General features: G+C 69.8%; 24 protein-coding genes. 2 read left to right on the top strand and 22 right to left on the bottom strand.

Going from position 1 to position 25,966, the window contains the following annotated elements; genetic code table 11:
* Nucleotides 1-109: 109 nt before the first annotated feature.
* Both dapC and fdxA read right to left on the bottom strand, forming a co-directional pair.
* Nucleotides 110-1,204, bottom strand: a complete 1,095-nt coding sequence (dapC, locus tag OHA65_RS24390) for a succinyldiaminopimelate transaminase (protein ID WP_405762427.1) — start codon at nt 1,202-1,204, stop codon at nt 110-112.
* A 146-nt stretch (nt 1,205-1,350) separates the two neighbouring features.
* Complete coding sequence (gene fdxA, locus OHA65_RS24385; protein ID WP_030291119.1) at nt 1,351-1,677, bottom strand: ferredoxin; 327 nt, start codon at nt 1,675-1,677, stop codon at nt 1,351-1,353.
* Nucleotides 1,678-1,794: 117 nt separating this feature from the next.
* On the opposite strand from fdxA, the gene OHA65_RS24380 reads away from it, so the two are divergent.
* On the top strand, nt 1,795-2,787 hold the full coding sequence (locus OHA65_RS24380; protein ID WP_405762425.1) for a GNAT family N-acetyltransferase: 993 nt from the start codon (nt 1,795-1,797) through the stop codon (nt 2,785-2,787).
* Entirely contained in the window at nt 2,784-3,575 is a 792-nt protein-coding gene (locus OHA65_RS24375; protein ID WP_327285252.1) for a transglutaminase-like domain-containing protein, read from the top strand. The genes OHA65_RS24380 and OHA65_RS24375 overlap by 4 nt, the downstream gene beginning before the upstream one ends.
* A gap of 37 nt (nt 3,576-3,612) precedes the next feature.
* On the opposite strand, the gene OHA65_RS24370 is transcribed toward OHA65_RS24375, so the two are convergent.
* The 20 genes from OHA65_RS24370 to OHA65_RS24275 form a co-directional block, all read right to left on the bottom strand.
* Complete coding sequence (locus tag OHA65_RS24370) at nt 3,613-4,230, bottom strand: response regulator transcription factor (protein WP_327285251.1); 618 nt, start codon at nt 4,228-4,230, stop codon at nt 3,613-3,615.
* The gene (locus OHA65_RS24365; RefSeq protein ID WP_405763427.1) at nt 4,227-5,393 is read right to left on the bottom strand and encodes a sensor histidine kinase; all 1,167 of its coding nucleotides are present in this window, start codon (nt 5,391-5,393) and stop codon (nt 4,227-4,229) included. The genes OHA65_RS24370 and OHA65_RS24365 overlap by 4 nt, the downstream gene beginning before the upstream one ends.
* Nucleotides 5,394-5,455: 62 nt before the next feature.
* Nucleotides 5,456-6,211 carry an ABC transporter permease gene (locus OHA65_RS24360; protein ID WP_328763557.1) on the bottom strand — a complete coding sequence of 252 codons (756 nt, stop codon included), beginning with the start codon at nt 6,209-6,211 and terminating at the stop codon, nt 5,456-5,458.
* Nucleotides 6,205-7,167 (bottom strand): ABC transporter ATP-binding protein, encoded by a 963-nt coding sequence (locus OHA65_RS24355; RefSeq protein WP_327285249.1) that lies wholly within the window; start codon nt 7,165-7,167, stop codon nt 6,205-6,207. Before OHA65_RS24355 ends, OHA65_RS24360 begins: the two co-directional genes overlap by 7 nt.
* Before the next feature lie 235 nt (nt 7,168-7,402).
* Nucleotides 7,403-9,208 (bottom strand): hypothetical protein, encoded by a 1,806-nt coding sequence (locus OHA65_RS24350; RefSeq protein WP_328763555.1) that lies wholly within the window; start codon nt 9,206-9,208, stop codon nt 7,403-7,405.
* A 358-nt stretch (nt 9,209-9,566) separates the two neighbouring features.
* On the bottom strand, nt 9,567-9,950 hold the full coding sequence (locus tag OHA65_RS24345; protein ID WP_405762424.1) for a DUF6113 family protein: 384 nt from the start codon (nt 9,948-9,950) through the stop codon (nt 9,567-9,569).
* Nucleotides 9,947-10,843 (bottom strand): N-acetyl-1-D-myo-inositol-2-amino-2-deoxy-alpha-D-glucopyranoside deacetylase, encoded by an 897-nt coding sequence (mshB, locus tag OHA65_RS24340; RefSeq protein ID WP_405762422.1) that lies wholly within the window; start codon nt 10,841-10,843, stop codon nt 9,947-9,949. The genes OHA65_RS24345 and mshB overlap by 4 nt, the downstream gene beginning before the upstream one ends.
* Before the next feature lie 44 nt (nt 10,844-10,887).
* Nucleotides 10,888-11,082 (bottom strand): hypothetical protein, encoded by a 195-nt coding sequence (locus tag OHA65_RS24335; RefSeq protein WP_030153401.1) that lies wholly within the window; start codon nt 11,080-11,082, stop codon nt 10,888-10,890.
* Between the two features lie 363 nt (nt 11,083-11,445).
* Nucleotides 11,446-12,528: a dipeptide ABC transporter ATP-binding protein gene (locus tag OHA65_RS24330; RefSeq protein WP_327285245.1), complete on the bottom strand. Its 1,083-nt coding sequence runs from the start codon at nt 12,526-12,528 to the stop codon at nt 11,446-11,448.
* Entirely contained in the window at nt 12,521-13,495 is a 975-nt protein-coding gene (locus tag OHA65_RS24325; RefSeq protein ID WP_405762420.1) for an ABC transporter ATP-binding protein, read from the bottom strand. The genes OHA65_RS24330 and OHA65_RS24325 overlap by 8 nt, the downstream gene beginning before the upstream one ends.
* A gap of 12 nt (nt 13,496-13,507) precedes the next feature.
* A complete protein-coding gene (locus tag OHA65_RS24320; protein WP_405762418.1) occupies nt 13,508-14,515 on the bottom strand; it encodes an ABC transporter permease in 1,008 nt (335 codons plus the stop codon).
* Complete coding sequence (locus OHA65_RS24315) at nt 14,508-15,431, bottom strand: ABC transporter permease (protein WP_327285242.1); 924 nt, start codon at nt 15,429-15,431, stop codon at nt 14,508-14,510. Before OHA65_RS24315 ends, OHA65_RS24320 begins: the two co-directional genes overlap by 8 nt.
* Nucleotides 15,432-15,461: 30 nt before the next feature.
* A complete protein-coding gene (locus OHA65_RS24310) occupies nt 15,462-17,093 on the bottom strand; it encodes an ABC transporter substrate-binding protein (protein ID WP_405762417.1) in 1,632 nt (543 codons plus the stop codon).
* Nucleotides 17,094-17,200: 107 nt separating this feature from the next.
* The gene (locus tag OHA65_RS24305; protein WP_327285240.1) at nt 17,201-18,163 is read right to left on the bottom strand and encodes a GNAT family N-acetyltransferase; all 963 of its coding nucleotides are present in this window, start codon (nt 18,161-18,163) and stop codon (nt 17,201-17,203) included.
* A gap of 48 nt (nt 18,164-18,211) precedes the next feature.
* Nucleotides 18,212-19,828 (bottom strand): ABC transporter substrate-binding protein, encoded by a 1,617-nt coding sequence (locus tag OHA65_RS24300; protein WP_329314450.1) that lies wholly within the window; start codon nt 19,826-19,828, stop codon nt 18,212-18,214.
* Nucleotides 19,829-19,915: 87 nt separating this feature from the next.
* The gene (locus tag OHA65_RS24295) at nt 19,916-20,968 is read right to left on the bottom strand and encodes a dipeptide ABC transporter ATP-binding protein (protein ID WP_327285238.1); all 1,053 of its coding nucleotides are present in this window, start codon (nt 20,966-20,968) and stop codon (nt 19,916-19,918) included.
* Complete coding sequence (locus OHA65_RS24290; RefSeq protein WP_371646917.1) at nt 20,961-22,007, bottom strand: ABC transporter ATP-binding protein; 1,047 nt, start codon at nt 22,005-22,007, stop codon at nt 20,961-20,963. The genes OHA65_RS24295 and OHA65_RS24290 overlap by 8 nt, the downstream gene beginning before the upstream one ends.
* A gap of 20 nt (nt 22,008-22,027) precedes the next feature.
* Nucleotides 22,028-22,975 (bottom strand): ABC transporter permease, encoded by a 948-nt coding sequence (locus tag OHA65_RS24285; protein WP_327285236.1) that lies wholly within the window; start codon nt 22,973-22,975, stop codon nt 22,028-22,030.
* Nucleotides 22,968-23,900: an ABC transporter permease gene (locus tag OHA65_RS24280; RefSeq protein ID WP_327285766.1), complete on the bottom strand. Its 933-nt coding sequence runs from the start codon at nt 23,898-23,900 to the stop codon at nt 22,968-22,970. The genes OHA65_RS24285 and OHA65_RS24280 overlap by 8 nt, the downstream gene beginning before the upstream one ends.
* Before the next feature lie 175 nt (nt 23,901-24,075).
* Nucleotides 24,076-25,713 (bottom strand): ABC transporter substrate-binding protein, encoded by a 1,638-nt coding sequence (locus OHA65_RS24275; protein WP_327285235.1) that lies wholly within the window; start codon nt 25,711-25,713, stop codon nt 24,076-24,078.
* Nucleotides 25,714-25,966 lie beyond the last annotated feature (253 nt).

Raw genomic sequence — 25,966 nt, 5'->3', positions numbered from 1 at the left:
GCCGCGAGCGGAACGCCGGGCAGCACGCCGAAACAGGACCGAGGGGCCGGGAGCACGAACTCCCGGCCCCTCGGGCTGCGTACGGGCCCCGTGCGGGCCGTGTGCAAGATCAGGCGAGGCGCTTGACCGCCGCCTCGACGCGCTCGTCCGTCGCCGTGAGGGCGACGCGCACGAACCGCGCGCCCGCCTCGCCGTAGAAATCGCCCGGCGCGACCAGGATGCCCCGCTCGGCGAGGTGGGCGACCGTGTCCCAGCACGCCTCGTCCCGGGTCACCCACAGGTACAGGCTGGCCTCGCTGTGCTCGACCCGGAAGCCGTGCGCCTCCAGGGCGGCCCGCAGCGCCTCGCGCCGCGCGGCGTAGCGCCCGCGCTGCTCCGCGACGTGCGCGTCGTCGCCGAGGGCGGCGACCGTGGCCGCCTGCACCGGCGCCGGGGTCATCATGCCGCCGTGCTTGCGGATCTCCAGCAGCTCGCCGAGCACCTCGGCGTCACCGGCGATGAACGCGGCCCGGTAGCCCGCCAGGTTGGAGCGCTTGGAGAGGGAGTGGACGGCGACGAGGCCCTCGTAGGAGCCGCCGCAGACGTCGTCGTGCAGGACGGATACGGGCTCGGCCTCCCAGCCCAGCTCCAGGTAGCACTCGTCGCTGAAGATCAGGATGCCGTGCTCGCGCGCCCAGGCCACGATCCGGATCAGGTCTTCCTTCGGGATGACCTTCCCGGTGGGGTTGGACGGGGAGTTGAGCCACAGCAGCTTCACGCCGGCCGGGTCGAGTTCGGTCGGGTCGTCGTAGACCACCGGTTCGGCCCCGCACAGCCGTGCGCCGACCTCGTACGTGGGGTAGGCGAGCCGGGGGTAGGCGACCTTGTCCCCGGCGCCCAGGCCCAGCTGGGTCGGCAGCCAGGCCACCAGCTCCTTGGAGCCGACGACCGGCAGGACGTTGCGGTGTCCGGCAGCGCTCGCGCCGAGGCGGCCCTTCAGCCAGCCGGTGATCGCGTCGCGCAGTGCGGCGGTGCCCCGCACCGTGGGGTAGCCCGGGGAGTCGGCGGCGGCGACGAGGGCGTCCTGGATCAGCTGCGGGACCGGGTCCACGGGCGTGCCGACGGACAGGTCGACGATGCCGTCCGGGTGGGCCGCCGCCGTCTTCTTGTACGGCTCCAGCTTGTCCCAGGGGAAGGCGGGAAGACGTGCGGATACTGCGGCCACGGTGGTCTCTGCTCTCTACTGGTGCTGGACGTACTGGATGTCCCGGCGGGTGTGCCGGGTGGGTGCGCCGGGAAATGCCTCGGTCCCGCGCGGCACGGGGGCCGTACGGGACCGGGGCACGCGTTCCGCCGTGGGGGCGGTGGCCGTCAGTGGCCTTCGCCCATGGGCGGCAGCGCGGCGATGAAGGGGTGATCGCGCTCGATCAGGCCCAGCTTGGAAGCACCACCGGGCGAACCGAGCTCGTCGAAGAACTCGACGTTCGCCTTGTAGTAGTCCTTCCACTCTTCCGGAGTGTCGTCCTCGTAGAAGATGGCCTCGACCGGGCAGACCGGCTCACACGCACCACAGTCGACGCACTCGTCCGGGTGGATGTACAAGGACCGCTGGCCCTCGTAGATGCAGTCGACGGGGCACTCTTCGATGCATGCCTTGTCCTTGACGTCGACACAAGGCTCCGCGATGACGTAGGTCACGCTCTCGTTCCTCCTCGGTAGGGCTTTCCATATCGCGCGGGAGCGCGGCGTCGTCGATGCCCACGCCTAGTATCTCCGTTCCCGGGCACGATCCGAACAGGAGGGGCGGACAGAGCTGTGGAAATCACTGCCGGTGGGCTGCTGGAGATCCGTATTACCCCGGCTGACGTGGGTAAACGAGTCTCTGTACGACGGGTGGAGAGCGGGGCGGACGAAGCGCCGTCGTTCACTGACACGGTAGGGGTTCTCACATCCTGGGACCAAGGTGTGCTGACGATCACACGAAAGAGCGGTGAGTCCGTCCACATCGCGGAATCGATGCTGGTGGCGGGCAAGGTCGTGCCCCCGGCGCCGGCCCGGCGGCGGGGTCCCGCGGCCTCTTTCGAGGAGCTGGCGCGGATCGGGGCGCGCGCCTGGCAGCCGCTGGAGAGCGAGCCGCTGGGCGGGTGGACGCTGCGGGCGGCCGCCGGATTCACCCGGCGGGCCAATTCCGTGCTGCCGATCGGCGACCCGGGTGTTCCGCTGGACGAAGCACTCGCCCGGGTGACCTCCTGGTACGCAGAACGTGAGCTTCCGGCGTACGTGCAGACGGCGACGGGGGCGGCCGGCACCCAGGAGCTGCTGGGCGTCGAGCTGGAGCGCCGGGGCTGGGTGAACGAGGTGTCGGCGCAGGTCCGGATCGCGGCGCTGGCGCCGATCGCGGACGTGGACACCGGGGCGAGCGCCTCCGGCGTACGGCTGAACCGTGCCCCGGACGAGGAGTGGCTCGGGATGTACGGGCGGGTCAAGGACCCGGAGGTGGCCCGGCGGGTCCTGGTCGCAGGGCCGTCCGTGTGGTTCGCGACAGTGCCCGGACGGGCGATCGGGCGGCTGGTCGTGGACGGTCGCTGGGCCGGCTTCGCCGCGGTCGAGGTCGACCCGGAGCACCGGCGCGCGGGCCTGGGCACGGCCGTGATGGCCGTACTGGCCCGGCAGGCGCTGGAAGAGGGCGCGTCGGCGGCCTGGCTCCAGGTGGAAGCGGACAACGCGGGGGCGCGGGCGCTGTACGACGGCTTGGGCTTCGCGACGCACCACGCGTACCACCACTTCCGCTTCCGGGCTGCCCGATGAGCGCGGAATCCCGCGCGCGGTTCGCGGAGGAAGCCCGCTCGGAGCGACCCGACCTGGCGCTGATGTGCCTGCTGCTCGCCGCGGAGGCGGACCCGGAACTGGACGAACGGGCCATGGACCGGGCGCAGATCGAGCTGGACCGGCTGGCGGGGATGCTGCCGTACGGACTGCGCAGCGGGAAGGCGTGGGCCTCGGCGGTGACGGAACTGCTGGGTGGTCGGATGGGCTTCCACGGCACGCCCGCGGACTACGACCGGCTGTCGTCCTCGCTGCTGCACGAGGTGTTGCGGCGGCGCCGGGGCCTGCCGATCCTCCTGTCCGTCGTCTGGCTGGAGGTCGCGCGGCGCGCGGGCGCGCCGGTGTACGGGCTGGGTCTGCCGGGGCACTTCGTGGTGGGCTTCGGCGATCCGGAGGAGGGGCTGGTGGTGGACCCGTTCGCCGGGGGCGCCTCGCTGGGCGCGGGGCCGGCGGAACGGGCCTCCGAGCCGCGCACGCCGGCCCGGACGCGGGACATCGTGCTGCGGATCCTGAACAACATCAGGGCGTGGGCCTCGACCCGTCCCGAGCAGTCGGGGGTGGCCCTGTGGGCGCTGGACCTGTCGCTGCTGCTGCCGTCGCATCCGGCGTCGCTGCGGTACGAGCGGGCGAAGGTCCTGGTCGAGCGGGGGGAGTTCGCCTCCGGCGCGACGGAACTGGAGTCCTACGCGGTGGTCGTCGACGCGATCGACCCGGGCGCGGCGGCCCGGGTCCGCACGGAAGCCACGGCCGCCCGGGCCCTCCTGAACTGACCCCGCCGCGGCGGGGACGCCGGGGCGGGGACCAGGGTCAGAGCCAGCCCTTTTCCCGGGCCACGCGGATCGCTTCGGCGCGGTTGCGCGACGCCAGTTTTTGGATCGCCGTCGAGAGGTAATTGCGGACCGTGCCCTGGGACAGGTGCAGCAGGGCCGCCAGTTCGGCGTTCGTCGCGCCGTCCTCGGCCGCCCGCAGGACCTCCCGTTCCCGATCGGTCAGCGGGTTCGCGCCGTCCGCCAGGGCCGCCGCCGCCAGGGTGGGGTCGATGACGCGCTCCCCGGTCAGGACCTTGCGCACCGCTTCCGCCAGCTGCGCCGCCGGGGCGTCCTTGACCAGGAACGCCGAGGCCCCCGCCTCCATCGCGCCGCGCAGGTAGCCGGGGCGGCCGAAGGTCGTCAGGACGACGATCTTGAGGTCGGGGACGGCGTCCCGCAGGGCTGCCGCCGCCTCGATGCCCGTCATGCCCGGCATCTCGATGTCGAGCAGTGCGACGTTCACGTCGTGCGCCCGCGCAGCCGGCACCACCTCGTCGCCGCGGGCGACCTGGGCCAGCACCTCGATGTCCGGCTCCAGTCCGAGGAGGGCCGCGAGGGCTTCCCGGACCATGGACTGGTCCTCCGCCAGGAGGATCCGGATGGGAAGTGCGCTCATGATCCCGATCCTAGGGGGATGCGGGCCAGCAGACGGAAGCCCTTCTTTCCGGTGGCTCCGGCCGACAGGGTGCCGCCCACCGCCTCCAGGCGTTCCGTCAGCCCCGTCAGGCCGTTGCCGGCCACCGCGAGCCCGCCCCCGCCGTCGTCCGCGACCGACAGTTCCACCACCCGTCCCGCCAGGGTCTGGAGGACCTCCAGCCGGACCGTGCACTGCCGTGCCCCGCTGTGCCGGACCACGTTCGTCACCGCTTCGCGGAGCGACCAGGCCAGGGCCGACTCCACGTCCTCGGGGAGGTCCTCCACCGCCTCCGCCGGGAGGTCGGCCCGTACGCCCGCCGCGGTCAGCGCGGTCCGGGCGCCGGCCAGTTCACCGGGCAGGGTCGGCCGCCGGTAGCCGCTCACGGCCTCCCGTACGTCGACCAGCGCCTGCCGGCTGACCCGTTCGATGTCGGCGACCTGCTGGGCGGCCTGCTCGGGGCTGCCGGGCAGCATCCGCCCGGCCAGCTCGCTCTTGAGCGTGATCAGGGACAGCGAGTGGCCGAGGAGGTCGTGCAGGTCCCGGGCCATCCGCAGGCGCTCCTCGTTCGCGGCGAGTTGTGCCACGGTGGCGCGCGCCTCGCGCAGTTCCACCGTCGTCCGGATCATGGCGCGGATGCCGACCATCGCGAACCCGCCCATCAGGGCCGGGATCAGCAGTCCGGCGAGGTATTCGTCACCGCTCGGTACCGCGAGCGCCGTGACCGCGAGCAGGGCGGTGGCGCCGGGCACCGTGAAGCGGGAGATCTCCGCCGGCAGGGCGGCGCCGGAGGAGATCGACACGTACACGAAGAGGACGAGCCATTCGCGGCCCAGGCTCAGCGACAGGAGCGTGGCCTGTGCGGAGAGCACGGCGACCGAGAGCAGCACCCGCCGCACCTCGGTCTGGCGGGCGGTGCGGAAGACCAGGAACAGGTACCAGGCTATGAAGGTCACGAGGCCCAGGGCGCCGAGCAGCCGGGCCCCGAGGCCGTGGCCGCCGCGGACCAGGTCGGTGACGGGGGCGCTGAGGTAGAACAGCCAGAGGCCGATCCACAGCGACTTCACGATCTTCTGCCGGCGGTTCTCGGGGCGGAGCCCGATCATGGGCCCACCCTTGATCACCGTCGTGCCGGTCTCGGTCATCGGCCCGGTCACACCCGTCGCACCCATCGTGCTCGTCGCACCCATCACCCTCGTCACACCCGTCACGCCTTCAGCGAGTCCTTGCGGTACAGCCAGGCGGCGGCACCGGTGAACAGTACGAAGTACGCGGCCAGGATCGCCACGTCCTTGAGGTGCGGCGCACCACCGAGCTCGATGGCCTGGCCGAGGCTCGTGTACGCCCGGGTCGGCAGCCACGCGCAGATGTCCTGCAGCCACTGCGGGAAGTTGGCGGTCGGCATCCACAGGCCGCCGAGGATCGACAGGCCGAAGTAGAACAGCATCGTGATCGGGCGGACGGTGTCGCCGCTCGCGAGGTAGCCGATCGCCACGCCGAGGGCGGCGAAGACCAGGCTGCCGGCCCAGATGGAACCGGTCAGGGCGAGCCACTGCCAGGCTTCGAACCGTACGCCCTTGACGCCCGCGGCGACGGCGAACACGACGAGGATGGCGGGCAGCGAGAGCACGCCGGCACTGGCGGTCTTGCCGAGGACGTACCCGCGGCCGGGCAGGGCGGTCAGCCGCAGCTGCCGGACCCAGCCCTTCTCGCGCTCCTTGGCGATGCGCTCGCTGTTGCCCATCAGGACGGCGGTCAGCGCGCCGAAGGAGGCCATGGAGACCATGTAGAAGGCGGGCATGGTCAGTTCGGTGCCCATGACCTTCGTGGTGCCGTCCAGTGTGCCGCCGAGCATCAGGAACAGCGCGGCCGGGTAGAGCACGGTGAAGAACAGGTACTTCTTGTTGCGCAGCGCGCGGCTGATCTCAAGCTTGATGAGCCTGATCGTTCCGGTGGTCAGCATGCGGGGGCCTCCTCGGCCTCGGTGAGGGCGATGAAGGCCTGTTCCAGGCCCAGCCCGGCGACTTCCAGGTTCCGGGGGTAGAGCCCCAGCGCGTACAGGGCGTGGACGGTGGCGTCGGCATCGCGCGACTGGAGCTTGACGGTGTCGCCGTGGCGCTCGTAGGTCGTCAGGTGCGGGAGCGCGCGCAGCGCCACCTCGTCCACCGGAGCGTCCGCGGCGAGGTCGAAGACGATCCGGCGGGCCCCGGCCTTGGCCTTGATCTCGGCGGCGCTGCCGTCGGCGAGCAGCCGGCCCTTGTTCAGGACCAGGACGCGGTCCGCGATCGCGTCGGCCTCTTCCAGGTAGTGGGTGGCGAAGAGGACCGTGCGGCCCTGGGCGGCCTGCTCCCGCATGGTGGCCCAGAAGGCCTGGCGGGAGGTGACGTCCATGCCGGTGGTCGGCTCGTCGAGGACGATCAGGTCGTTGTGTCCTGCGGTGGCGAGGGCGAAGCGGACGCGCTGCTCCTGGCCGCCGGAGAGCTTGTTGACCATGCGGTCGGCGATCTCGCTGATCCCGGCGCGGCTGAGCACCTCGTCGACCGGGTAGCGGCGCGGGTGCAGGGCGCAGCCGAGGCTGACGATCTCCCGTACGGTGACGTCCTCCATCAGGCCGCCGCTCTGGAGCATGGCGCCGACCCGGCCGGCCGCTATGGCCTCGCGCGGGGTGCTGCCGAAGACCTGGACGGTGCCGGAGTCGGCGGGGCGCAGGCCCAGCAGCAGGTCGAGGGTGGAGGACTTGCCGGCGCCGTTGGGACCGAGCAGTGCGACGGTCTCGCCGGGGTGGAGTTCGAGGGAGAGGCCCTCGACCGCGCGGACCGCGCCGTAGCTCTTGGTCACGTTCTGGAAGGCCACCACGGGGCCGGCGCCGGGTCCGGTGTCCTGTGCGGCGGTGGTGTGCGCCGGGGTCGTCGTCGTCATGACCGAAGGTTCCCCCGTACGGGGGCGGCGGCGGCAGTGTCTGCGGTCGTGACTGGTGGATGACAGATGTCATGCGCCCGGCATGACGGGCCCGCGGCGGATACGGCGACGTTCCCGGCGACCGGTACGGCGGCGGGTACGGCGGCGGGTACGACGGCGGGTACGGCGGCGGGTACGGCGGCGGGTACGACGGAGCCCCCGCCCGGGGTCGGACGGGGGCTCGGGCCGGCTGCTGCTAGCCGGCGTTGGTGTCGATGGTGGCGGTCCGTTCGGCCGCGGTCTTGCCGCGCAGGGCCTTGCGGAGGGCGCCGACGACGTCCTGCGGGGTGACGGCGGTCTTCTCGCCGGTACCGCGCATGATCAGGACACCGTCGAAGGCGTTCCCGTACGTGGCCTTGAGCGCTTCCAGGTCGTACTTCTCGACGAGGTGCCCGTCCACCGGCTGCATGCTGAGGATCTTGGGCAGGGACTTGGCGCCGAAGGCGAGGGACTTGCCGCCCGCCTTGACGGTGGCGTTCCCGGACATGGCGGGCTCGGCGAACTCCTTCATCGCCCGGTTCAGTTCGGCCTGGTCGACGACCGGGTTCTTGGCGGTGACGGGGAGTTCGACCGGGGCGGCCTTGCCGGTGGCGACCATCTCGCGGAACGCCTTGGTGACCAGGGTCGCCGAGGCGCCCGGGTCCAAGGTGGTGCCGGGCTTGCCGGGGACGGCGACGGCCTTGCCGGTGTCGAACGTGATGGTGCCCTCGGTGACGGTGCCGGCGGTTCCGGCCAGCTCCTGGAGCGCGACCTGGAGCTTCTCGTCGTCGACGGGCAGGACGGGGTCGGCGACGCGCTCGTTGCCGAGGAGCGAGCCGATGACCGTGACGGGGTTGTAGTCGCTGCCCGCCGCGTTGCGGACGGTGGTCTGGGCGTCCAGGCTCAGGCCGGCCTTCTCGGGCTTGAGCTCGACCTGCTTGCCGCCGACGGTGAGCGTGAGCGGGGACGCCGCCCGGTTGCCGAAGGCCGTCTGGAGCTTGCCGACGGCCTCGTCGCGGCTGCCGCTGATGTCGACGCCGAGGACGGTCGTGCCCTTGGGGACGTCGGAATGGTTGAGGAGCAGCCCGGCGCCGTAGGCCACGCCGAACAGGGCGAAGAGGCCGCCGCCGATGAGGACCAGCTTGGAGCGGCCCTTCTTGCTCTTGGCCGGCGCTGCGGAGGCCGGCTTCGGACGCGCGGGGGCGGCCGGTGCCGGGGCGGGGACCGGGGTCGGCGCGGGAGCCGGGAACGGGTCGTCCAGATCGGGGCCGGGCCAGCGGGGCTCCTCGGCGCCGACGGGGACGCTGCCGAGAGCGGGGCCGCCGGTGGGGCCCGCCGGCGCGCCGGAGCCGCCGGGGCCCACGGGGCCGCCGTACGCGGGGAACGCCTCGGTGGTGGGTCCGCCGTCGTCGTAGCCGGGCATGACCGGGGTCGTGCCGACGCCGGGGCCGCCGGGCCGCCGGGCGGCCAGGGGGGCGTCGGGGCCCGGGCCGGGGCCGCCCGCGCCGTAGCCGGGGCCGGCCGGAGCGGGCGCCGGGGCGAAGCCGTGGGCGGGCGTGTCGTAGCCGGGGCCCGCGGGGGCGCCCGCACGGGGACCCGGGACGCCCGGGGCGAACCCGGCGCCCGGGCCCGGCGGGGCCGGGGTACGGGTGGGCAGCGCCGGTGCGGAGCCGGCCGGCGTACGGGTCGGCAGCGCGGGCGCGGAGCCCGCGGCCGGGGTACGGGTCGGCAGCGCCGCGGCCGGTGCGGGCGCCGGGGCGGGGCCCGGAGCGGTCGACTTGCGGGGGGCGAACCAGTTGCTGGTCGGCTCCTCCGGCTCGGCGGCGGGCGCGGGCTCCGTCACGGGCTGCTCGACGGCGGCCGCCGCCTCGGGCTCCGCGTCGACGGCGGCGGCCGCGACAGGCTTGCGTACGACCACCGGCGGGATCGGCCGCGAACCCGGGATGTTGATCCGGATCCGGGTCGTCAGGGTGGTCTCGGTCTTCGGCCCGTCGGTGTCGGGCGTGGACGGGTTCGAGGTCACAGGGTTCTCCTCCGAGGCAGTCGCCGCGCCAGGCCCAGGCGGCACAGGCAAGGACGGGTGCTGGCCGGTTCCATACGGCGGCATACCCGAGGGGTAAGCGGCTCCACCGCGCCCTTGGGGCCCGGAGGACGAACTGTCGGTTTCACGACTCAAGGCAGGTTCTCCTGGTTGGCTCCGCCGCCCGCGTGCCGTGCGCGGGCAGCTCGGCGGCCCGACCACCATACTGGCCGACGCCCTCGCGCAACTGTCCTAGGGGAATCAGGGGTTCCCCTTCAGCCCCTCCGCACCCCTTCCGGGCAACCCGGAGGTCCCGCCCCAACCCCCGTGAACACGCACCCCGACCGAGTTCAACGGCACGTCACTTGCCGGTCTGCGCGGCCGAAACCGATCCCTCGAACGGCCCGCGGAGCGTGGCGCACATCACAGCCAGCATCGTCCCGCCCAAAAGGTAGGCGTACATACCGATTCCGGACGAACCGAGCAGGAAGTCCCCCTCGGGGCGCGGAACGCCGAGCACCACGTACGCGACGAACCAACCGATCGCCCCGGCGCCCACCCCGAGCCCGCTCCCGACGGCGATCCGGCCGCCGAGGAACAGCCCGAAGAGCGCCAGCAGTCCCAGCAGCAGCCCGGCGGGGAACCACAGGTCCACGACGAGCCAGCCGGCCGCGCCGGTCAGCGCGCCCACTACCAACAGGCCGAGCAGGACGGCGATCCGGGCGGGGTTCAGGGTTGCGCTCACGCCTGCACCCCCGCGAACAGGTCGTGCTCGCGCTCGCCCGTCGGGGCCCCCGGCCGGCCCACTACCAGTTCGTAGTACTCGCGCGCGAACAGCGGCTGTGCGAGGTCGTTGGAGAGCGCGAAGAAGGACCCGTCCACGGCGATCTGGGTGGCGTGGGCGCGCATCGCGGCCGCCTTGGCCGCCACGAACGTCTCGTCGGCCGCGATCTCGGCGGTGATCCGGTCGTCGGCGACGACCCCGGGCACGTCCTCCGGCGAAGCCAGCCCGGGGAAGGGTGCCTTGGAACCGGCCTCCTCCAGCCGGGCGAAGCCCTCCTCGACCACCGAGCGCGGGACCCGGTTCCAGTAGACCTTCGCGATCCGCCACGGGTCTCCGAAGTCCCGGCGGTACGTGGGCTCCGCTGCCAGCTCCGCGGCGCGCGTGGCGACCCGGTGGGCCTGGATGTGGTCGGGGTGTCCGTAGCCGCCGTCCGGGTCGTAGGTGACGAGCACCTGCGGGCGCACATCGCGGATGACCTCGACCAGGTGGGCCGCGGCCTCGTCCACGTCGGTGGACCAGAAGGACCCGGGCCGGCGGTTCTGCTCGGCGCCCATCATGCCGGAGTCCCTGAAGCGGCCCGTGCCGCCGAGGAACCGGTGGTCGGTGACGCCGAGTTCGGCCATGGCGGCGGACAGCTCCCCGACGCGGTGGGCGCCGAGGGTGTCGTCGCGGTCGGGTGCCAGGTGGGCGAGCCCGGGCGGGATGACCTCGCCCTCCTCACCGAGGGTGCAGGTCACCAGCGTGACGTGGGCACCCTCGGCCGCGTACTTGGCCATGGTGACGCCGTTGTTGATCGACTCGTCGTCCGGGTGCGCGTGCACGAGGAGCAGACGACGGGCGGGAAGACCGTTCATGGGGCCAAGCCTACGATCAAGCAGCGCGGCGAGCGGCGTGCTGCCTACAGCTTGAGGCCACTGATCATGCTGGCCACGTTGGTGGTCAGCTGGCTGAGGGTCGGGGCGATGGTCGAACTCGCCAGATAGAAACCGAGGAGCACACAGACAGCGGCGTGTCCCGCCTTCAGGCCCGACCGGCGGACCAGCAGGAAGACGACGATCGCCAGCAGCACCACGGCCGAGATCGAGAGTGCCACGGCGTTTCACCTCCACGTCGAGCGGACATCGGTACGCGTACTCGTACTCAGTGCTCGGCGGAGTCATACCCACCGTGCGCTACGGATCATAACTATCCGTACCAGCGCATCGATCGAATTCCGGCAGCACGAGGGGCGCATGCCGCGCATGCGCAGGGTCACGGGGGAGGCCGGCCGGGAGGCTGTGCGCCTCCCGGGCCGGCTGTCGGCACCCGCACGGCCGCACGGGACCCAGGCTGCACGGCCCAGATCTCAGGACAGAAACGGTCAAGTTGCCTGCATGTAAACCGCGTTGGCGGGAAGGTGACCCTAACGGAGCGGATCCGCGCGGGGTGGCCGGATTTCACCCCTCGGCCGCGCCGGTCATTCCTTCGCCGGGGGGACCGGCGGGGACGGCGCCGGCGGGAGGTCGCCGGGCGCCGGTACGACCTGCTTCTCCGCCGCGAAGTGGCAGGCCGAGGGATGGGCCGCGGGGTGCGTCGTCGCGCCGGAGCGGAAGGCTTCCGGGACGGCCAGCAGCGGGACCTCGTCCGTGCACCGCGGCTGCGCCTTCCAGCAGCGGGTGCGGAAGGGGCAGCCGGACGGCGGGTTGGCCGGGGAGGGCACGTCGCCGGTCAGGATGATCCGCTCGCGATGGGCGCGGGCCTGTGGGTCCGGGACGGGCACGGCCGACAGCAGGGCCTGGGTGTAGGGGTGGGTGGGGTGGTCGTAGATCTGGGTGTCGGTGCCGATCTCCACCACCCGGCCGAGGTACATCACGCCGACGCGGTCGGAGATGTGCCGCACGATCGAGAGGTCGTGCGCGATGAACACGTACGACAGGTCGAACTCGTTCTGCAGGCGCTCCAGGAGGTTGATCACCTGGGCCTGGACCGAGACGTCGAGCGCCGAGACCGGCTCGTCCGCCACGATGATCTCCGGCCGCAGGGCGAGGCCGCGGGCGATGCCGATGCGCTGGCGCTGGCCGCCGGAGAACTGGTGCGGGTAGCGGTTGATGTACTCGGGGTTGAGTCCGACCACGTCGAGGAGTTCCTGCACCCTGCGGCGCCGGTCGCCCTTCGGGGCCACCTCGGGGTGGATGTCGTACGGCTCCCCGATGATGTCGCCGACCGTCATGCGCGGATTGAGCGAGGTGTACGGGTCCTGGAACACCATTTGGATGTTGCGCCGGACGGCCTTGAGGGCGCGGCCCGAAAGCTTGGTGATGTCCTCGCCCTTGTACGAGATCGCTCCGGCGGTCGGGCGCTCCAGGTTGACCAGCATCTTGGCGACCGTGGACTTCCCGCAGCCGGACTCGCCGACGATGCCGAGCGTTTCGCCCCGGGCGAGGTCGAAGGAGACCCCGTCGACCGCCTTGACCGCGCCGACCTGCCTCTTGAACAGGACGCCCTGGGTCAGCGGGTAGTGCTTGACGAGGTCCCTCACCTCCAGGATGGTCTCAGCCACCGAGGCACTCCTTCCAGAAGAAGCACGCGCTCGTGCGGTCCGGCGCCACGTCCGCGAGCGGAGGGACGTCGGTGCGGCAGACGGCCTGCGCCATCGGGCAGCGCGGGTTGAAGGCACAGCCCGGCGGGATGGCCAGCAGGTTCGGCGGCAGGCCCTTGATCGCGTACAGCTCCTGGCCCTTCTGGTCCAGGCGCGGGATGGAGTCGAGCAGGCCCCTCGTGTAGGGGTGCGCGGGCGCCGCGTAGATCGCGTGGACGGGGGCCGCCTCCACGATCCGGCCCGCGTACATGACGGCGATCTTGTCGGCGACGTCCGCGACCACGCCGAGGTCGTGGGTGATGAGGATCAGCCCCATGTTGAGTTCGCGCTGGAGCTCGGCGAGCAGGTCCATCACCTGGGCCTGGACGGTGACGTCCAGCGCCGTCGTCGGCTCGTCCGCGATGATCAGGGAGGGTTCCAGGGCCAGCGCCATCGCGATCATGATGCGCTGGCGCATGCCGCCCGAGAACTGGTGCGGGTAGTCCCCCACCCGCTGCTTCGCCGCCGGGATCTTCACCCGGTCCATCAGCTCGACGGCCCTGGCCCTGGCGTCCTTGCGGGACATCCCGCGGTGGACCTCGTACATCTCGCCGAGCTGGGCGCCCACGCTGAGGACCGGGTTCAGGGAGGACAGGGCGTCCTGGAAGATCATCGCCATGTCGGCGCCGCGGATCTTCCGCCGTTCCTCCTCCTTCATCTTCAGCAGGTCCTTGCCCTTGAACATGATCTCGCCGCCCGCGATCCGGCCCGGCGGCACGTCCAGGATGCCCATCACGGCCTGTGCGGTCACCGACTTGCCCGAGCCCGACTCGCCGAGCACGGCGAGCGTCTCGCCCTCTTCCACCGAGTAGTTGACGCCGTTGACGGCCTTGGCGACTCCGTCCCGCGTACGGAACTCCACGTGGAGGTCGCGGACTTCGAGCAGCATGGTGCCCACTCCTCAGCGCAGCTTGGGGTCGAGGGCGTCGCGGACCGCGTCGCCGAGCATGATGAACGCGAGCACGGTCAGGCTCAGCGCGCCCGCCGGCCAGAGCAGCATGTGGGGGGCGTTGCGGATCTGCGGGGCCGCGTTGGAGATGTCGATGCCCCAGGAGACGGTGGGCGGGCGCAGGCCGACGCCGAGGAAGGACAGGGTGGCCTCCAGGGCGATGTACGTGCCCAGGGCGATGGTGGCGACGACGATGACGGGGGCGACGGCATTGGGTGCCACGTGCCGCAGCAGCATCCGGCCGTTGCCGGCGCCGAGGGCCCGGGCGGCCTGGACGTAGTCGTTCTGTTTGGCGGTGATGACGGAGCCGCGGCCGATGCGGGCGATCTGCGGCCAGCCGAGGAGCACGATGAAGCCGACGACCGGCCAGACGGTCGTGCTGGTGACCACGGACAGGAAGACCAGGCCGCCGAGGACGACGGGGATGCCGAAGAAGATGTCCGCGACCCGGGAGAGCAACGCGTCGCCCCAGCCGCCGAAGAACCCGGCGAGCCCGCCGAGGACCGAGCCGAGCAGGGCGGCGCCGAGGGTGGCGCAGACGCCGACGGTGATGGAGGCGCGGGCTCCGTAGACGGTACGGGTGTAGACGTCGCAGCCCTGGGTGTCGTAGCCGAAGGGGTGGCCGGGGGCGGAGCCCTGCTGGGACTTGGACAGGTCGCACTGGAGCGGGTCGCCGCTCGCGATCAGCTGCGGCCAGATCGCGATGATCAGGAGGAAGAGGATCATCAGCGAGGAGATGATGAAGACGGGGTTGCGGCGCAGCTGGTGCCAGGCGTCGGACCACAGGGAGCGGGCCTTCTCCTGCGGGCCGCGCCCGGTGGGGGCGTCGCCGAGGGGCCGCTCCAGGCTCTCGGCCTCGTCGAGCGCGAGATCCATGGGTCCGCCCTGGCCGGTGGGTGCGATGGCCTCCCCCTCTCCTGGTTCCAATGGGTCGTAGACGGGCTCGCTGCGCTCAGGCATAACGGATCCTCGGGTCCAGGACCGCGTAGAGCAGGTCGACGAGCAGGTTCGCCAGCAGGAAGACGATGACGAGGATGGTCACGAAGCCGACCACCGTCGGGGAGTTGTTGCGCAGGATGCCCTGGTAGAGCTGGTAGCCGACGCCGTGGATGTTGAAGATCCGCTCGGTGACGATGGCGCCGCCCATCAGGGCGCCGATGTCGGTGCCGATGAAGGTCACGACGGGGATGAGCGAGTTGCGCAGCAGGTGGCGGGTGACGACCCGGCGGCGCGGCAGGCCCTTGGCGGTGGCGGTGCGCACGTAGTCGGCCTTGACGTTCTCGGCGATGGAGGTGCGCGAGAGCCGGGTGACGTACGCGAGGGAGACCAGTGCGAGGACGATGCCGGGCAGGATCAGCTCGTTGAAGGGGGCGTCCGGGGAGACGGTGGGCCGTACCCAGCCCCATTTGACGCCGAAGAGGTACTGGAGCACATAGCCCGTCACGAACGTCGGTACGGAGATGACGACGAGGGTGAGCACCAGCACGCTCGTGTCGACGGACTTGCCCCGGCGCAGCCCGCTGATGACGCCGAGGGTGATGCCGATGACGATCTCGAAGAAGATCGCGACCATGGTCAGGCGCAGGGTGACGGGGAAGGCCGAGGCCATCAGCTCGGTGACCGGCTGGCCGTTGAAGGCCGTGCCGAAGTCGCCCTTGAAGATCTGGCCCATGTAGTGGAGGTACTGCTCCCACAGGGGCCGGTCGAGGTAGAGGTCCTTGCGGATGCGCGCGGCGGTGGCGGGGTCGGGCGCCTTGTCGCCGAAGAGGGCCGCGACCGGGTCGCCGAGGGCGTACACCATGAAGAAGATCAGGAACGTGCTGCCGATGAACACCGGGATCATCTGGAGCAGCCGCCGGATCACATAACGTCCCATGGACTGCTCCAGGATCGATCCGACAGGGGGTCAGCTGACCTTGATCTCGTTGTAGACGGGGACGCTGAACTGGTTGAGTGCGACGTCGGAGAGCCGTTCTGCGTAGCCCGCGCTGCCGTTCTGGTACCAGAGCGGGATGGACGGCATCTGCGCGGCGAGGATCTTCTCGGAGTCCTGGAACTTCGCGATGGCCTGGGCCGCGTCGCTCTGCTGGTTGGCCTCGTCGACGAGCTTGTCGAACTCCGGATTGCTGAACTTGCCGTAGTTGGAGGAGGCGCCGGTGTAGTAGAGCGGCTGGAGGAAGTTCTGGATCAGCGGGTAGTCGGCCTGCCAGCCGGAGCGGAAGGGCCCGGTCAGCTTGAAGGCGCTCTGCTGGTTGCGGAAGTCGGCGAAGGTGCCGACCGGGTTGACCGTGCAGACCGGGCCCTCGCCGAGCGCGTTGTTGATGCTGTTGCAGACGGCGTCCATCCACTCGCGGTGCGAGCCGGTGTCCACGTTCGACGTCAGCGTGACCTTGCCGCCGGGGAGCCCGCCGGCGTCCTGGATGAGCTTCTTGGCCGCCGCGGGGTCGAACTTGCAGGCGTCACCGCACAGGGTGGCGTTGAAGCCGCCCTTCTCGCCGAGGGCCGGGGAGGTCCAGTCCTTGGCGGGGGTGCGGGTCTCCCGGAAGATCTGCTTGGTGATCTCGTCGCGGTTGATCGCCATCGAGATGCCGCGGCGGACGTTCTCCATCCCCTCCTTGTTCCACTGCGGGTCGTACAGCGGGAAGGTGAGGGTCTGGATGATGAGGGCCGGCTGGTTGATGTACCGGTCGCCGAGGTCGTTCTTGACGTTCTTGAGCTGCTGGGCGGGGACGTCGTCGACGAGGTCGAGGTTGCCGGAGATCAGGTCCGTGTACGCCGTGTTGCTGTCGGTGTAGACCTTGAGGTCGACGCCGCTGTTCTGTGCCTTGTCCTCACCCGGGTAGGCGTCCCAGGCGCGCAGCTTCATGCCGGTGCCCTTGGTGTACGAGTCCACCGTGTACGGGCCGTTGCCGATCGGCTTGTTCAGCCAGCCGGCGTGGTCGGTGAAGAAGGCCTTGGGCAGCGGGGAGAAGGCCTGGTAGCCGAGGGTCTCGGGCCAGGTGGAGAACTTGTTCTTCAGGGCGACGGTGAAGGTCTTGGGGTCCTTGACGACCAGCCCGGACATCGTTTTGGCCTTGGGCTCGCCGGAGGCGGGGTGGAGGTCGTCGTAGCCCACGATGTTCGAGAAGAACGGTGCGTTGTTCTGCTTGTTGCGGACGTCCGCGCCGTAGTTCCAGGCGTCGACGAATGACTGGGCGGTGACCGGCTCGTCGTTGCTGAACTTCCAGCCGTCCTTCAGGGTGACCGTGAAGTTCTGGCTGTCGGTCGTCTCGATTTTCTCGGCGAGCATGTTCGTCGCCTCGCCGGTCTTCGGGTCGTACCGTTTGAGGCCCCGGAAGAGCATGTCGAGGACCTTGCCGCCCTGCACCTCGTTGGTGTTGGCCGGCTCCAGCGGGTTCTGCGGGTCACCCCAGGAGGAACTGACGATTCCCGCGCCACTGCCGCCGCCCCCGCCGCTGTCGCTACCGCCGCAGGCCGTCGCCGCGAGGGCGACGGCCACCGCACATGCGGCCCACTTGGCGTGGGTGGCTCCGCGCATGGAGTGCCTCCTATGGCTCCCAAGACTCACTTAGGGCCCAATGTCACCCTATGTGGGGGCCGGAACGCTCTTCGTTGGACCGATTGCGCCCTCGCGTCTCCCGGCTGTCACCCCTGCGAGTGCAATGTCAGCTCCCACGTGTCGACGGCGAAGTGCAGGCGCATGCCGTGGGCCTCGTACAGCGCGAGCGCGCCGCTCTCGTTGTGGACGTCCACGCCGAGGCCGACGGTGTCCCGGCCGCGGGCCGCGTAGGCGGCGAAGCCGTGGCGCAGCAGGAAGCCGCCGATGCCCCGCCCGCGCAGGTCGGCGCGGACGCCGAGGTGGCTGAGCCAGCCCATGCTGGTGCGGTCGTCGCGGGTCAGCAGGACGCCCACGTCGCCGACCGGGGGCAGGCTCGCGATCCACACGAGCGACCAGTCGAGGGCACGGGCGTCGAGGTGGTCCAGCCAGGCCTCGTACGGGCGCTCCACATGGCCGAAGTGGGCGGCGAAGGTGTCCTCGACCAGGGCGTGGGCCCGGCGGCGGTCGGCCCCGTCGGCGGCGCAGTCCCGCAGGACGAGTCCCTCGGGCGGGGCGGGAGGCAGGTCGGCGGCCGACAGGCCCCGGGTCATCACCTGGTAGTGGCGGACGGTGCGGTAGCCGCGGTCGGGCAGCACGTCGGCGTCGAGCGTGGACTTCGGGTTGACCTGGAGCCGCAGGACGGCCCGCCCCGCGCCGGCGGTGAGCTCGCGGGCCCGGACCTCCATGAGCTCCAGCAGCCGGACGGCGGCTGCGCGGTGACCGGGCAGCACGTAGTGCTCGGAGTCGGCCCTGCCGGGTCCGGAGTCGGCCCACACCAGGGCGTAGGCCACGAGCCGGCCGTCCTCGAACGCCAGCCAGGAGTCCTTGGCCAGGTCGACGTCGGGGTGGTGGAGATCGGCTTCGACGGCCGCGAGGTCGGTCTCCGGTCTGCCGATCTCGATGGCGTCGACCGCGTTGAGGAGGGAGCAGATGTCGGACGCGTCCCCGGGCCCGGCGGGCCGTACGGTCAGCGTGCGCGGGCCTCGGCGGTCGTGCGGTGTCCCGATCATCGGGCCACTGTCCGCCCGGCCGCGGCGCGACCGCAACTGCCTTTCGTGTCAGTTGAGCTCGACGTGCGCCAGGTCGATGCGGCCCTGGGCGTCGACCTCTACGTTCTTCACGGAGGTGGAGTAGGCCACGGCGGACATGTAGGTGAAGACCGGGATGTACGGGAGGTCCCGGATGACGATGTCGTCGGCCTTCTGGTAGAGCTTCAGGCTCGTGGCCGGATCGGTCGCGCTGTCGGCGGCGGCGAGGGTGGCCTCGAACTCGGCGTTCTCGTAGCGCCCGAAGTTGGAGCCGTTGGCGATGGCTTCCTTCGAGAAGACCGGCCGCAGGTAGTTCTCCGCCGCGGGGTAGTCCATGCCCCAGCCCATGCGGAAGGCGCCCTTGAACGTCCCGGCCTTGACGGCGTCGGTCAGGTCGCCTGAGCTCGGGAACGGCTTGGTGGTGACCTCGATTCCGAGGTTCGCCTTCAGCTGGGAGGCTACGGCCCGGATCCACTCCTTGTGGCCGCCGTCCTCGTTGTAGCCGAGCTCCAGTGCGTTGCCCGGGAGGCCGCCGTTCTCCTGGAACAGCGCCTTCGCCTTGGCCGGGTTGTACGTGCCTGCCTCGCCCAGTGCGCCCTTGCGGTAGCCGGGGACGATCGGGCTGATGAAGTCGTCGGCCCGCTTGCGGGTCCCGTTGAAGACGGTCTTGGAGATGGCGTCCCGGTCGATCGCCATCGAGATCGCCTTGCGGATCCCGGCCTTGCCGAAGGCCCCGGGGTTGGCCGCCAGCGGGAAGCCGATGTAGCCGACGGACGCTTCCGGCTTGTAGACGTAGCGGTCGCCGAACTCCTCGGCGACGGTCGGGAGCGACGAGACCGGCAGCCTGTCGACGATCTGCAGCTTGTTCTTGCGCAGGTCGTCGTAGGCGCCGTCCGGATTGTCGTAGATCTTGAAGGTCACGCTGTCGAGCTTCGCGCGGCCCTCGGCCGGGTACTTGTCGTACTTCCTGAGCTTGATCTGCTTGTTGTGCTCCCAGGTGCCGTCCATGCGGAACGGCCCGTTTCCGATCGGGGACTCGCCGAAGGCCTTCGGGTCGGCCTCGAAAGCCCGGGGCAGCGGGTAGAAGGCGTTGTACCCCAGCATGGTCTTGAACTGGGAGAACGGCGCCTTCAGGGTGACGGTGAACGTCCTGTCGTCGATGATCCGCAGGCCCTTGAGCTCCTTGGCGGTGGGCGTCTTGCCCGCGCCCGGGGCCAGCTCGTCGGAGCCCTCGATCTTCGAGAAGAAGCCCATCGCCTCGGCGGTGTTCTCCTGGTCCGCGCCCCAGTTCCAGGCCCGGACGAAGGACTGCGCGTCGACCTTCTCACCGTTGTGGAAGGTGAAGCCGTCCTTGATCCTGATCGTCCACGTCTTCGAGTCCGTGGTGTCGATGGACTCGGCGATCGCGAGCTTCGGCTCGTTGGTCCTGTTGTCGTAGGAGACCAGGCCGGTGAAGAGTGCGTGGAGGACCTCGGCCCCCTCGGACTCGGCCGTCTCCTGGCCCACCAGTCCGTGCTGCGGTTCGGTGAGCACCACGTTGACGTGGCCGCCGGTCCTGTGGGCCGTCTCGTCCTGTCCGGCGCTGCATGCCGTGGCGGCCGTCGCCACGACGACGGCACCGGCGACCCACTTGCTCGCTGCACGCATGGCTACTTGCCTCCTCGGATGTCGCTGGGAGAAACACGGACGGGGCACAGCCGGAATCGGCCGTGCCCCGTCCGGTGTTCGGCAGGATCAGACTCCCAGAACGGCCTTCTCCTCGGCGAAGTGGCAGGCCGACTCGTGCGCGGCGAAGGTGTTGACACCCTCGAAGCGCGTCGGGATCGCCAGGAGCGGCTCCTCCGTGGAGCACCGCTCCTCCGCCTTCCAGCAGCGGGTGCGGAAGCGGCAGCCCGACGGCGGGTTGGCCGGGGAGGGCACGTCACCCGTGAGGATGATCCGCTCGCGGTGGGCGCGGGCCTCCGGGTCCGGAACCGGGACCGCCGACAGCAGCGCCTGGGTGTAGGGGTGCGTCGGGTGGTCGTAGATCTCGGTGTCGGTACCGATCTCGGCCATCTTGCCCAGGTACATGACGCCCACGCGGTCCGAGATGTGCCGGACGATCGAGAGGTCGTGCGCGATGAAGATGTAGGAGAGGTTGAACTCGTCCTGCAGCTTCTCCATCAGGTTGATGACCTGCGCCTGCACCGACACGTCGAGCGCGGAGACCGGCTCGTCGCAGATGATGATCTCCGGGTTGAGCGCGAGGCCGCGGGCGATGCCGATGCGCTGGCGCTGGCCGCCGGAGAACTGGTGCGGGTACCGGTTGATGTACTCCGGGTTCAGGCCCACGACGTCCAGGAGCTCCTGGACCTTGCGGCGCCGGTCGCCCTTCGGAGCCACCTCGGGGTGGATCTCGTAGGTCTCCCCGATGATGTCGCCGACCGTCATGCGCGGGTTCAGCGACGTGTACGGGTCCTGGAACACCATCTGGATGTTGCGGCGGACGGCCTTCAACGCGCGCCCGGACAGCTTGGTGATGTCCTGGCCCTTGTAGAAGACCTCGCCGGCAGTGGCCCGCTCCAGGTTCATCAGCAGCTTGGCGACGGTGGACTTGCCACACCCGGACTCGCCGACGATGCCCAGCGTCTCGCCCTGGTACAGGTCGAAGCTGATGCCGTCGACGGCCTTGACCGCGCCGACCTGCTTCTTGAACAGGATGCCCTGGGTCAGCGGGAAGTGCTTGACCAGGTTGCGGACCTGGAGGATCGGCTCGCGCTCGGGGGCGTTCTTGGTGAGCTCAGCCATGGAGCTGCTCCTTCCAGAAGTGGCAGGCGCTGGCGCGGCCGGGCAGCTCGGAGCCGTCCTGCTCGCTGACCACCTGGAGCAGGGGGACGTCGGAACGGCAGATGTCCTGCGCGACGGTGCAGCGCGGGTTGAACGAGCAGCCGGTCGGCAGTCGCAGGAGGTTGGGCGGCAGGCCCTTGATCGCGAAGAGCTCCTGGCCCTTCTGGTCCAGGCGCGGGATCGAGTCGAGCAGGCCCCGCGTGTACGGGTGGGCCGGCCGCTTGTAGATCTCGTGCACGGGAGCCGTCTCGACGATCCGGCCGGCGTACATGACCGCGATCTTGTCCGCGACGTCGGCGACGACGCCGAGGTCGTGGGTGATCAGGATCAGGCCCATGTTCAGCTCGCGCTGGAGCTCCGCGAGCAGGTCCATGACCTGTGCCTGGACGGTCACGTCGAGGGCCGTGGTCGGCTCGTCGGCGATGATCAGGTCCGGCTCCAGCGCGATCGCCATGGCGATCATGATGCGCTGGCGCATACCGCCCGAGAAGTGGTGGGGGTAATCGTCCACGCGCTGCTTCGCAGCCGGGATCTTCACCTTGTCCATCAGCTCGATGGCCTTGAGCCGGGCTTCCTTCTTCGACAGGCCCTGGTGGACGCGGAACATCTCGCCCAGCTGGTAGCCGACGGTGAGCACCGGGTTCAGCGAGGACAGCGCGTCCTGGAAGATCATGGCGATCTTCCGGCCGCGGAGCTTGCGCCGCTCCTCGAAGCTCATCTTGAGCATGTCCTGGCCGCGGAAGAAGATCTCGCCCTGCGGGATCTTGCCGGGAGGCATGTCGAGGATGCCCATGATGGCCTGGGCGGTGACGGACTTGCCCGAGCCGGACTCGCCGAGGACGGCGAGGGTCTCGCCGGCGCCGACCGAGTAGTTGACGCCGTTGACGGCCTTGGCCACGCCGTCACGGGTGTGGAACTCCACGTGCAGGTCGCGCACTTCGAGGAGCGGGGTCTGCGGGTTCCCGTCACGCGGGGAGGGAACTGTACTGGTGTTGTCCATGGTGATCACTTACGCCCTCCTCAGCGCAGCTTCGGGTCGAGGGCGTTGCGCACCGCTTCGCCGAGCATGATGAAGGCGAGGACGGTGATGCTCAGCATGATCGAGGGGTACAGCAGGATGTGCTGCGCCACTCGGATCTGTGCGGCACCGGCGGAGATGTCGACACCCCACGAGATGGTCGGGGACGCGAGACCCAGACCCAGGTAGGACAGGGTCGCCTCGGCCGCGATGTAGCCGCCGAGCGCGATCGTGGACACCACGATCACGGGTGCCATGGCGTTCGGCAGGATGTGCCGCAGCAGGATGCGGGTGGTGCCGGCGCCCAGCGCCTTCGCGGCGTGCACGTAGTCCGCCTGCTTCACGGTGATGACCGAACCGCGCATGACGCGGGTGATCTGCGTCCATCCCAGGAAGGCCAGGGCGAAGACGACCGTCCACACCGTGCGCTTGGTGAAGGCCTGGAGGACGACCATCGAGCCGAGCAGGAAGGGGATGCCGAAGAAGATGTTGGTGATCCCCGAGATGAGCGTGTCCGTGAGGCCGCCGAAGTAACCGGCGATCATGCCCGTGACGCCGCCGACGACGGTGACGATCAGGGTCACGCAGGTGGCGACGATGATCGAGGCCCGGGTGCCGTAGATCAGGCGGGCGTAGACGCTGCGCCCCTGGCCGTCGTACCCGAGCCAGTCGGGCGAACCGACCTTGGCGAGTTCCGGCTTGCCGAGGAAGTGGTGGACCAGGTCGCCCTTGGTGGGGTCGGCACTGGTGAACCAGCCCGGGAAGGTCGCGATCACGAGGAGTATGAGGATCAGCGCCGCGGAGACGACGAAGTACGGGTTGCGACGCAGGTCGGCCCAGGCGTCGCCCCAGAGGCTGCGCGCCTTCTCCTTGGTGACGGGTGCGATCGCGTCGACGGGGGCGACGGCGCCCTCGGTCGAAACGACTTCGGTCTTGGTCATGTCAGGCATACCGGATCCTCGGGTCCATGACCGCGTAGAGGAGGTCGACGAGCAGGCTGGCTATGAGGTACACGACGACCAGGACGGTGACGACACCGACCACGGTCAGGCCCTCGCGGCGGATGACCGAGTCGTAGATCAGGCCACCGACACCCTTGACGTTGAAGATGCCTTCGGTGACGACGGCGCCGCCCATGAGGGCGCCGATGTCGGTACCCAGGAAGGTCACGACGGGGATCATCGAGTTGCGCATCAGGTGCACACCGATGACGCGTCGCTTGGGCAGGCCCTTGGCAACGGCGGTGCGCATGTAGTCCGAGCGCAGGTTCTCGGCCATCGAGGTGCGGGTCAGGCGGGCCACGTAGGCGAGGGACAGCGATCCGAGCACGATGGCCGGCGCGATGAGTTCGCCCCACGTCTCCTTGTTGCTGACGTTGGGGTCGATCCAGCCGAGCTGGAAGGCGAACACCGACTTCACGATGAACCCGAGCACGAAGACCGGCATCGAGATGATCAGCAGCGTGAGGATCAGGACCAGGTTGTCGACCAGCTTGCCGGCCTTGAGGCCCGCGACGATTCCGAGGGCCAGACCCAGGACGATCTCGATGGCGAAGGCCAGGAAAGCCAGGCGGAGCGTGACCGGGAAGGCGGATCCGATGACGTCCGTGATCTCACGTCCACTGCGGATCTGCTGTCCGAAGTCGAAGTGGAACAGGATGCCGGTGATGTAGTTGTAGTACTGGTGCCATACCGGCAGGTCGAGCCCGTGCTCGTGCCGGAGTGCGGCCAGCGTGGCAGGGTCTGTTCCCTTGTCACCGAAGAGACCGGCCACGGGGTCGCCGGGCAGGCTGTAGACCATAAAGAAGATGAGCGCGGTCGTCCCGAAGAAGACCGGAATCATCTGGAGCAGTCGTCGTGCGACGTAGCGCCCCATCATGCCTCCGTAGAAGATGCGGCAGAGGCAGCCGGACGGGCCCTTTCGCCACGCACGCACGTGACGGGATCGTCACTGCGTCGCGAAAGGGCCCCCCGAGGCTCTGCATTTAGGCCCGGATGCGGGCCGGCTCCCCGCCGGCCCACATCCGTCGAGCGGAATTACGCTGTGGGACTTACTTCTTGACCTCGACGCCTTCGAGGATCGGGTCGCCGTCCTGGGCGTACTTCACGTTCTGGACCTTCTCCGAGAAGCCCGCGTTGACCTTGTAGTACCAGAGCGGGATCGACGGCATGTAGTTCACCAGGTCCTTCTCGATGGCCTGGTAGGCCTTGACCGACTCGTCCAGGGACGCGGCGGTGTCAGCAGCAGCGATCTTCGCGTCCAGGTCGGGGTTGGAGAAGCCGCCCTGGTTGCCGCCGGCGCCCGTACGGAACAGGTCGCTGATGAAGTTGGCGTTCACCGGGTAGTCGAGGACCCAGCCGGAGCGGTAGATCGACTTGACCTGCTTGGACTTACGGGCCTGGAGGTCGGCCTGGAAGTCGGGCTTGGCGTCGCCGGTGCACTTGACGCCGGTGGCCTGGGTGATGCTGTTGCAGACAGCGTCGACCCATTCCTTGTGACCGCCATCCGAGTTGAACTGGATGGAGATCTCGTTGTTCGGAACGCCACCACCCGCGGTGATGAGCTCCTTGGCCTTGGCCGGGTTGAACTTGGTGACGTCACCGGTGGCGTTCGGCGTGTAGCCGAGGACGCCCTTGGCGACCCAGCCCGTGGCCGGCTCGCGGGTGCCCTGGAGCACGGTCTTGGTGATGGTGTCACGGTCGATCGCCATCGACAGACCCTGGATGACCTTGGGGTCGACCGGCTTCGGGGTCTTCCACTGGTCGGCGTAGAACGCGATGGCCAGGGTCTGGACGGCCGAGTACGCCTGGTCCACGGCACGGTCGCCGAGGTCGGCGCGGTAGACCGGGAGGTCCTTCGGGCCGATCTGACGCAGGACGTCGACGTTGCCCGACTTCAGGTCCTCGTAGGCGGTTTCGAGGGTGGAGTAGTTCTTGAGGATCACACCACCGTTCTTCGCCTTGTTCTCGCCCTTGTACTCGTCGAAGCGGGTGAGCTCGATCTGCTTCTTGTGCTCCCACGACTTGAACTTGTAGGGGCCGTTGCCGACCGGCTTCTCACCGGCGGCCTTCGGGTCCTTGTAGAAGGACTCGGGCAGCGGGGAGAAGACCTCGTAGCCGAGCTTGTACGCGAAGTACGGGACGGCGTTGGCGAGCTCAATGGTGAAGGTGTTCTCGTCGACGACCTTCAGGCCCTCCATCGCGGTGCCGGTGGGCTTGGCGCCCTCGGCCTCGGGGTGGACGGCGTCGAAGCCCTTGATGTCCGCGAACCAGGACGCGTTGCCCTGCTTGTTGTCGATGTTCGCGGCCCAGTTCCAGGCCTTGACGTACGAGTCGGCGGTCACCTTGGTGCCGTCGTGGAAGGTCCAGCCCGGCTTGAGCTTGACGGTCCAGAGCTTGCTGTCCTTGGAGTCGACCGACTCGGCGTTGACCATGGTCAGCTTGCCGTCGGCGTCGTAGTCGACGAGCTGCGAGAACAGCCCGGACATGACGATCGATCCGTTGGACTCCATCGTGTCGGCCGGCTGGAGGAGCTTTTCGGGCTCGCCCACCTCGACGGAGTAGATGCCGTTCGGGTCAACCTCACCCTTGCCGGCGGCGTCGCCCTTGTCGTTGCCACCGCAGGCGGTCGCAGCCAGGGCGACGACAATCGCGCCCGCTACCCACTTGGCGCTCTTGGCACCGCGCATGGGTTTCCTCCTCATGAGTCCACTGTTTGATGTGCGGGACACATGCACGCTTCGCCGACACCCCTGACGGCGAGATGAACAGTGCCCCGAGTGTGCTCGTGAGTCGACGCTCCCCACAGCGTGTGACCCATTGACCCGAGCTCAATGGAGCCATCCTCAGGGACGGCCTGACCGTAAACCACACTTAACTGGTCTCGTTTTCACAACATCACCGCACGGCGAAAACCCGAAATCCGGACAAACGGATAGGAGA

This window comes from Streptomyces sp. NBC_00045 (assembly GCF_045041095.1).
In the GTDB taxonomy this organism is placed as follows: domain Bacteria; phylum Actinomycetota; class Actinomycetes; order Streptomycetales; family Streptomycetaceae; genus Streptomyces.
Note: the sequence above shows the minus strand (reverse complement) of the source record. Positions and strands in the feature narration are given on the sequence as shown.

What these genes read in the sequence shown, in the direction of transcription:
- OHA65_RS24375 (WP_327285252.1), top strand. Translation starts at nt 2,784, where the DNA reads ATGAGCGCGGAATCCCGCGCGCGGTTCGCGGAGGAAGCCCGCTCGGAG.
- OHA65_RS24370 (WP_327285251.1), bottom strand. Translation starts at nt 4,230, where the DNA reads ATGAGCGCACTTCCCATCCGGATCCTCCTGGCGGAGGACCAGTCCATG.
- OHA65_RS24365 (WP_405763427.1), bottom strand. Translation starts at nt 5,393, where the DNA reads ATGACCGAGACCGGCACGACGGTGATCAAGGGTGGGCCCATGATCGGG.
- OHA65_RS24360 (WP_328763557.1), bottom strand. Translation starts at nt 6,211, where the DNA reads ATGCTGACCACCGGAACGATCAGGCTCATCAAGCTTGAGATCAGCCGC.
- OHA65_RS24355 (WP_327285249.1), bottom strand. Translation starts at nt 7,167, where the DNA reads ATGACGACGACGACCCCGGCGCACACCACCGCCGCACAGGACACCGGA.
- mshB (WP_405762422.1), bottom strand. Translation starts at nt 10,843, where the DNA reads ATGAACGGTCTTCCCGCCCGTCGTCTGCTCCTCGTGCACGCGCACCCG.
- OHA65_RS24325 (WP_405762420.1), bottom strand. Translation starts at nt 13,495, where the DNA reads ATGCTGCTCGAAGTCCGCGACCTCCACGTGGAGTTCCGTACGCGGGAC.
- OHA65_RS24320 (WP_405762418.1), bottom strand. Translation starts at nt 14,515, where the DNA reads ATGCCTGAGCGCAGCGAGCCCGTCTACGACCCATTGGAACCAGGAGAG.
- OHA65_RS24315 (WP_327285242.1), bottom strand. Translation starts at nt 15,431, where the DNA reads ATGGGACGTTATGTGATCCGGCGGCTGCTCCAGATGATCCCGGTGTTC.
- OHA65_RS24310 (WP_405762417.1), bottom strand. Translation starts at nt 17,093, where the DNA reads ATGCGCGGAGCCACCCACGCCAAGTGGGCCGCATGTGCGGTGGCCGTC.
- OHA65_RS24305 (WP_327285240.1), bottom strand. Translation starts at nt 18,163, where the DNA reads ATGATCGGGACACCGCACGACCGCCGAGGCCCGCGCACGCTGACCGTA.
- OHA65_RS24300 (WP_329314450.1), bottom strand. Translation starts at nt 19,828, where the DNA reads ATGCGTGCAGCGAGCAAGTGGGTCGCCGGTGCCGTCGTCGTGGCGACG.
- OHA65_RS24295 (WP_327285238.1), bottom strand. Translation starts at nt 20,968, where the DNA reads ATGGCTGAGCTCACCAAGAACGCCCCCGAGCGCGAGCCGATCCTCCAG.
- OHA65_RS24290 (WP_371646917.1), bottom strand. Translation starts at nt 22,007, where the DNA reads ATGGACAACACCAGTACAGTTCCCTCCCCGCGTGACGGGAACCCGCAG.
- OHA65_RS24285 (WP_327285236.1), bottom strand. Translation starts at nt 22,975, where the DNA reads ATGCCTGACATGACCAAGACCGAAGTCGTTTCGACCGAGGGCGCCGTC.
- OHA65_RS24280 (WP_327285766.1), bottom strand. Translation starts at nt 23,900, where the DNA reads ATGGGGCGCTACGTCGCACGACGACTGCTCCAGATGATTCCGGTCTTC.
- OHA65_RS24275 (WP_327285235.1), bottom strand. Translation starts at nt 25,713, where the DNA reads ATGCGCGGTGCCAAGAGCGCCAAGTGGGTAGCGGGCGCGATTGTCGTC.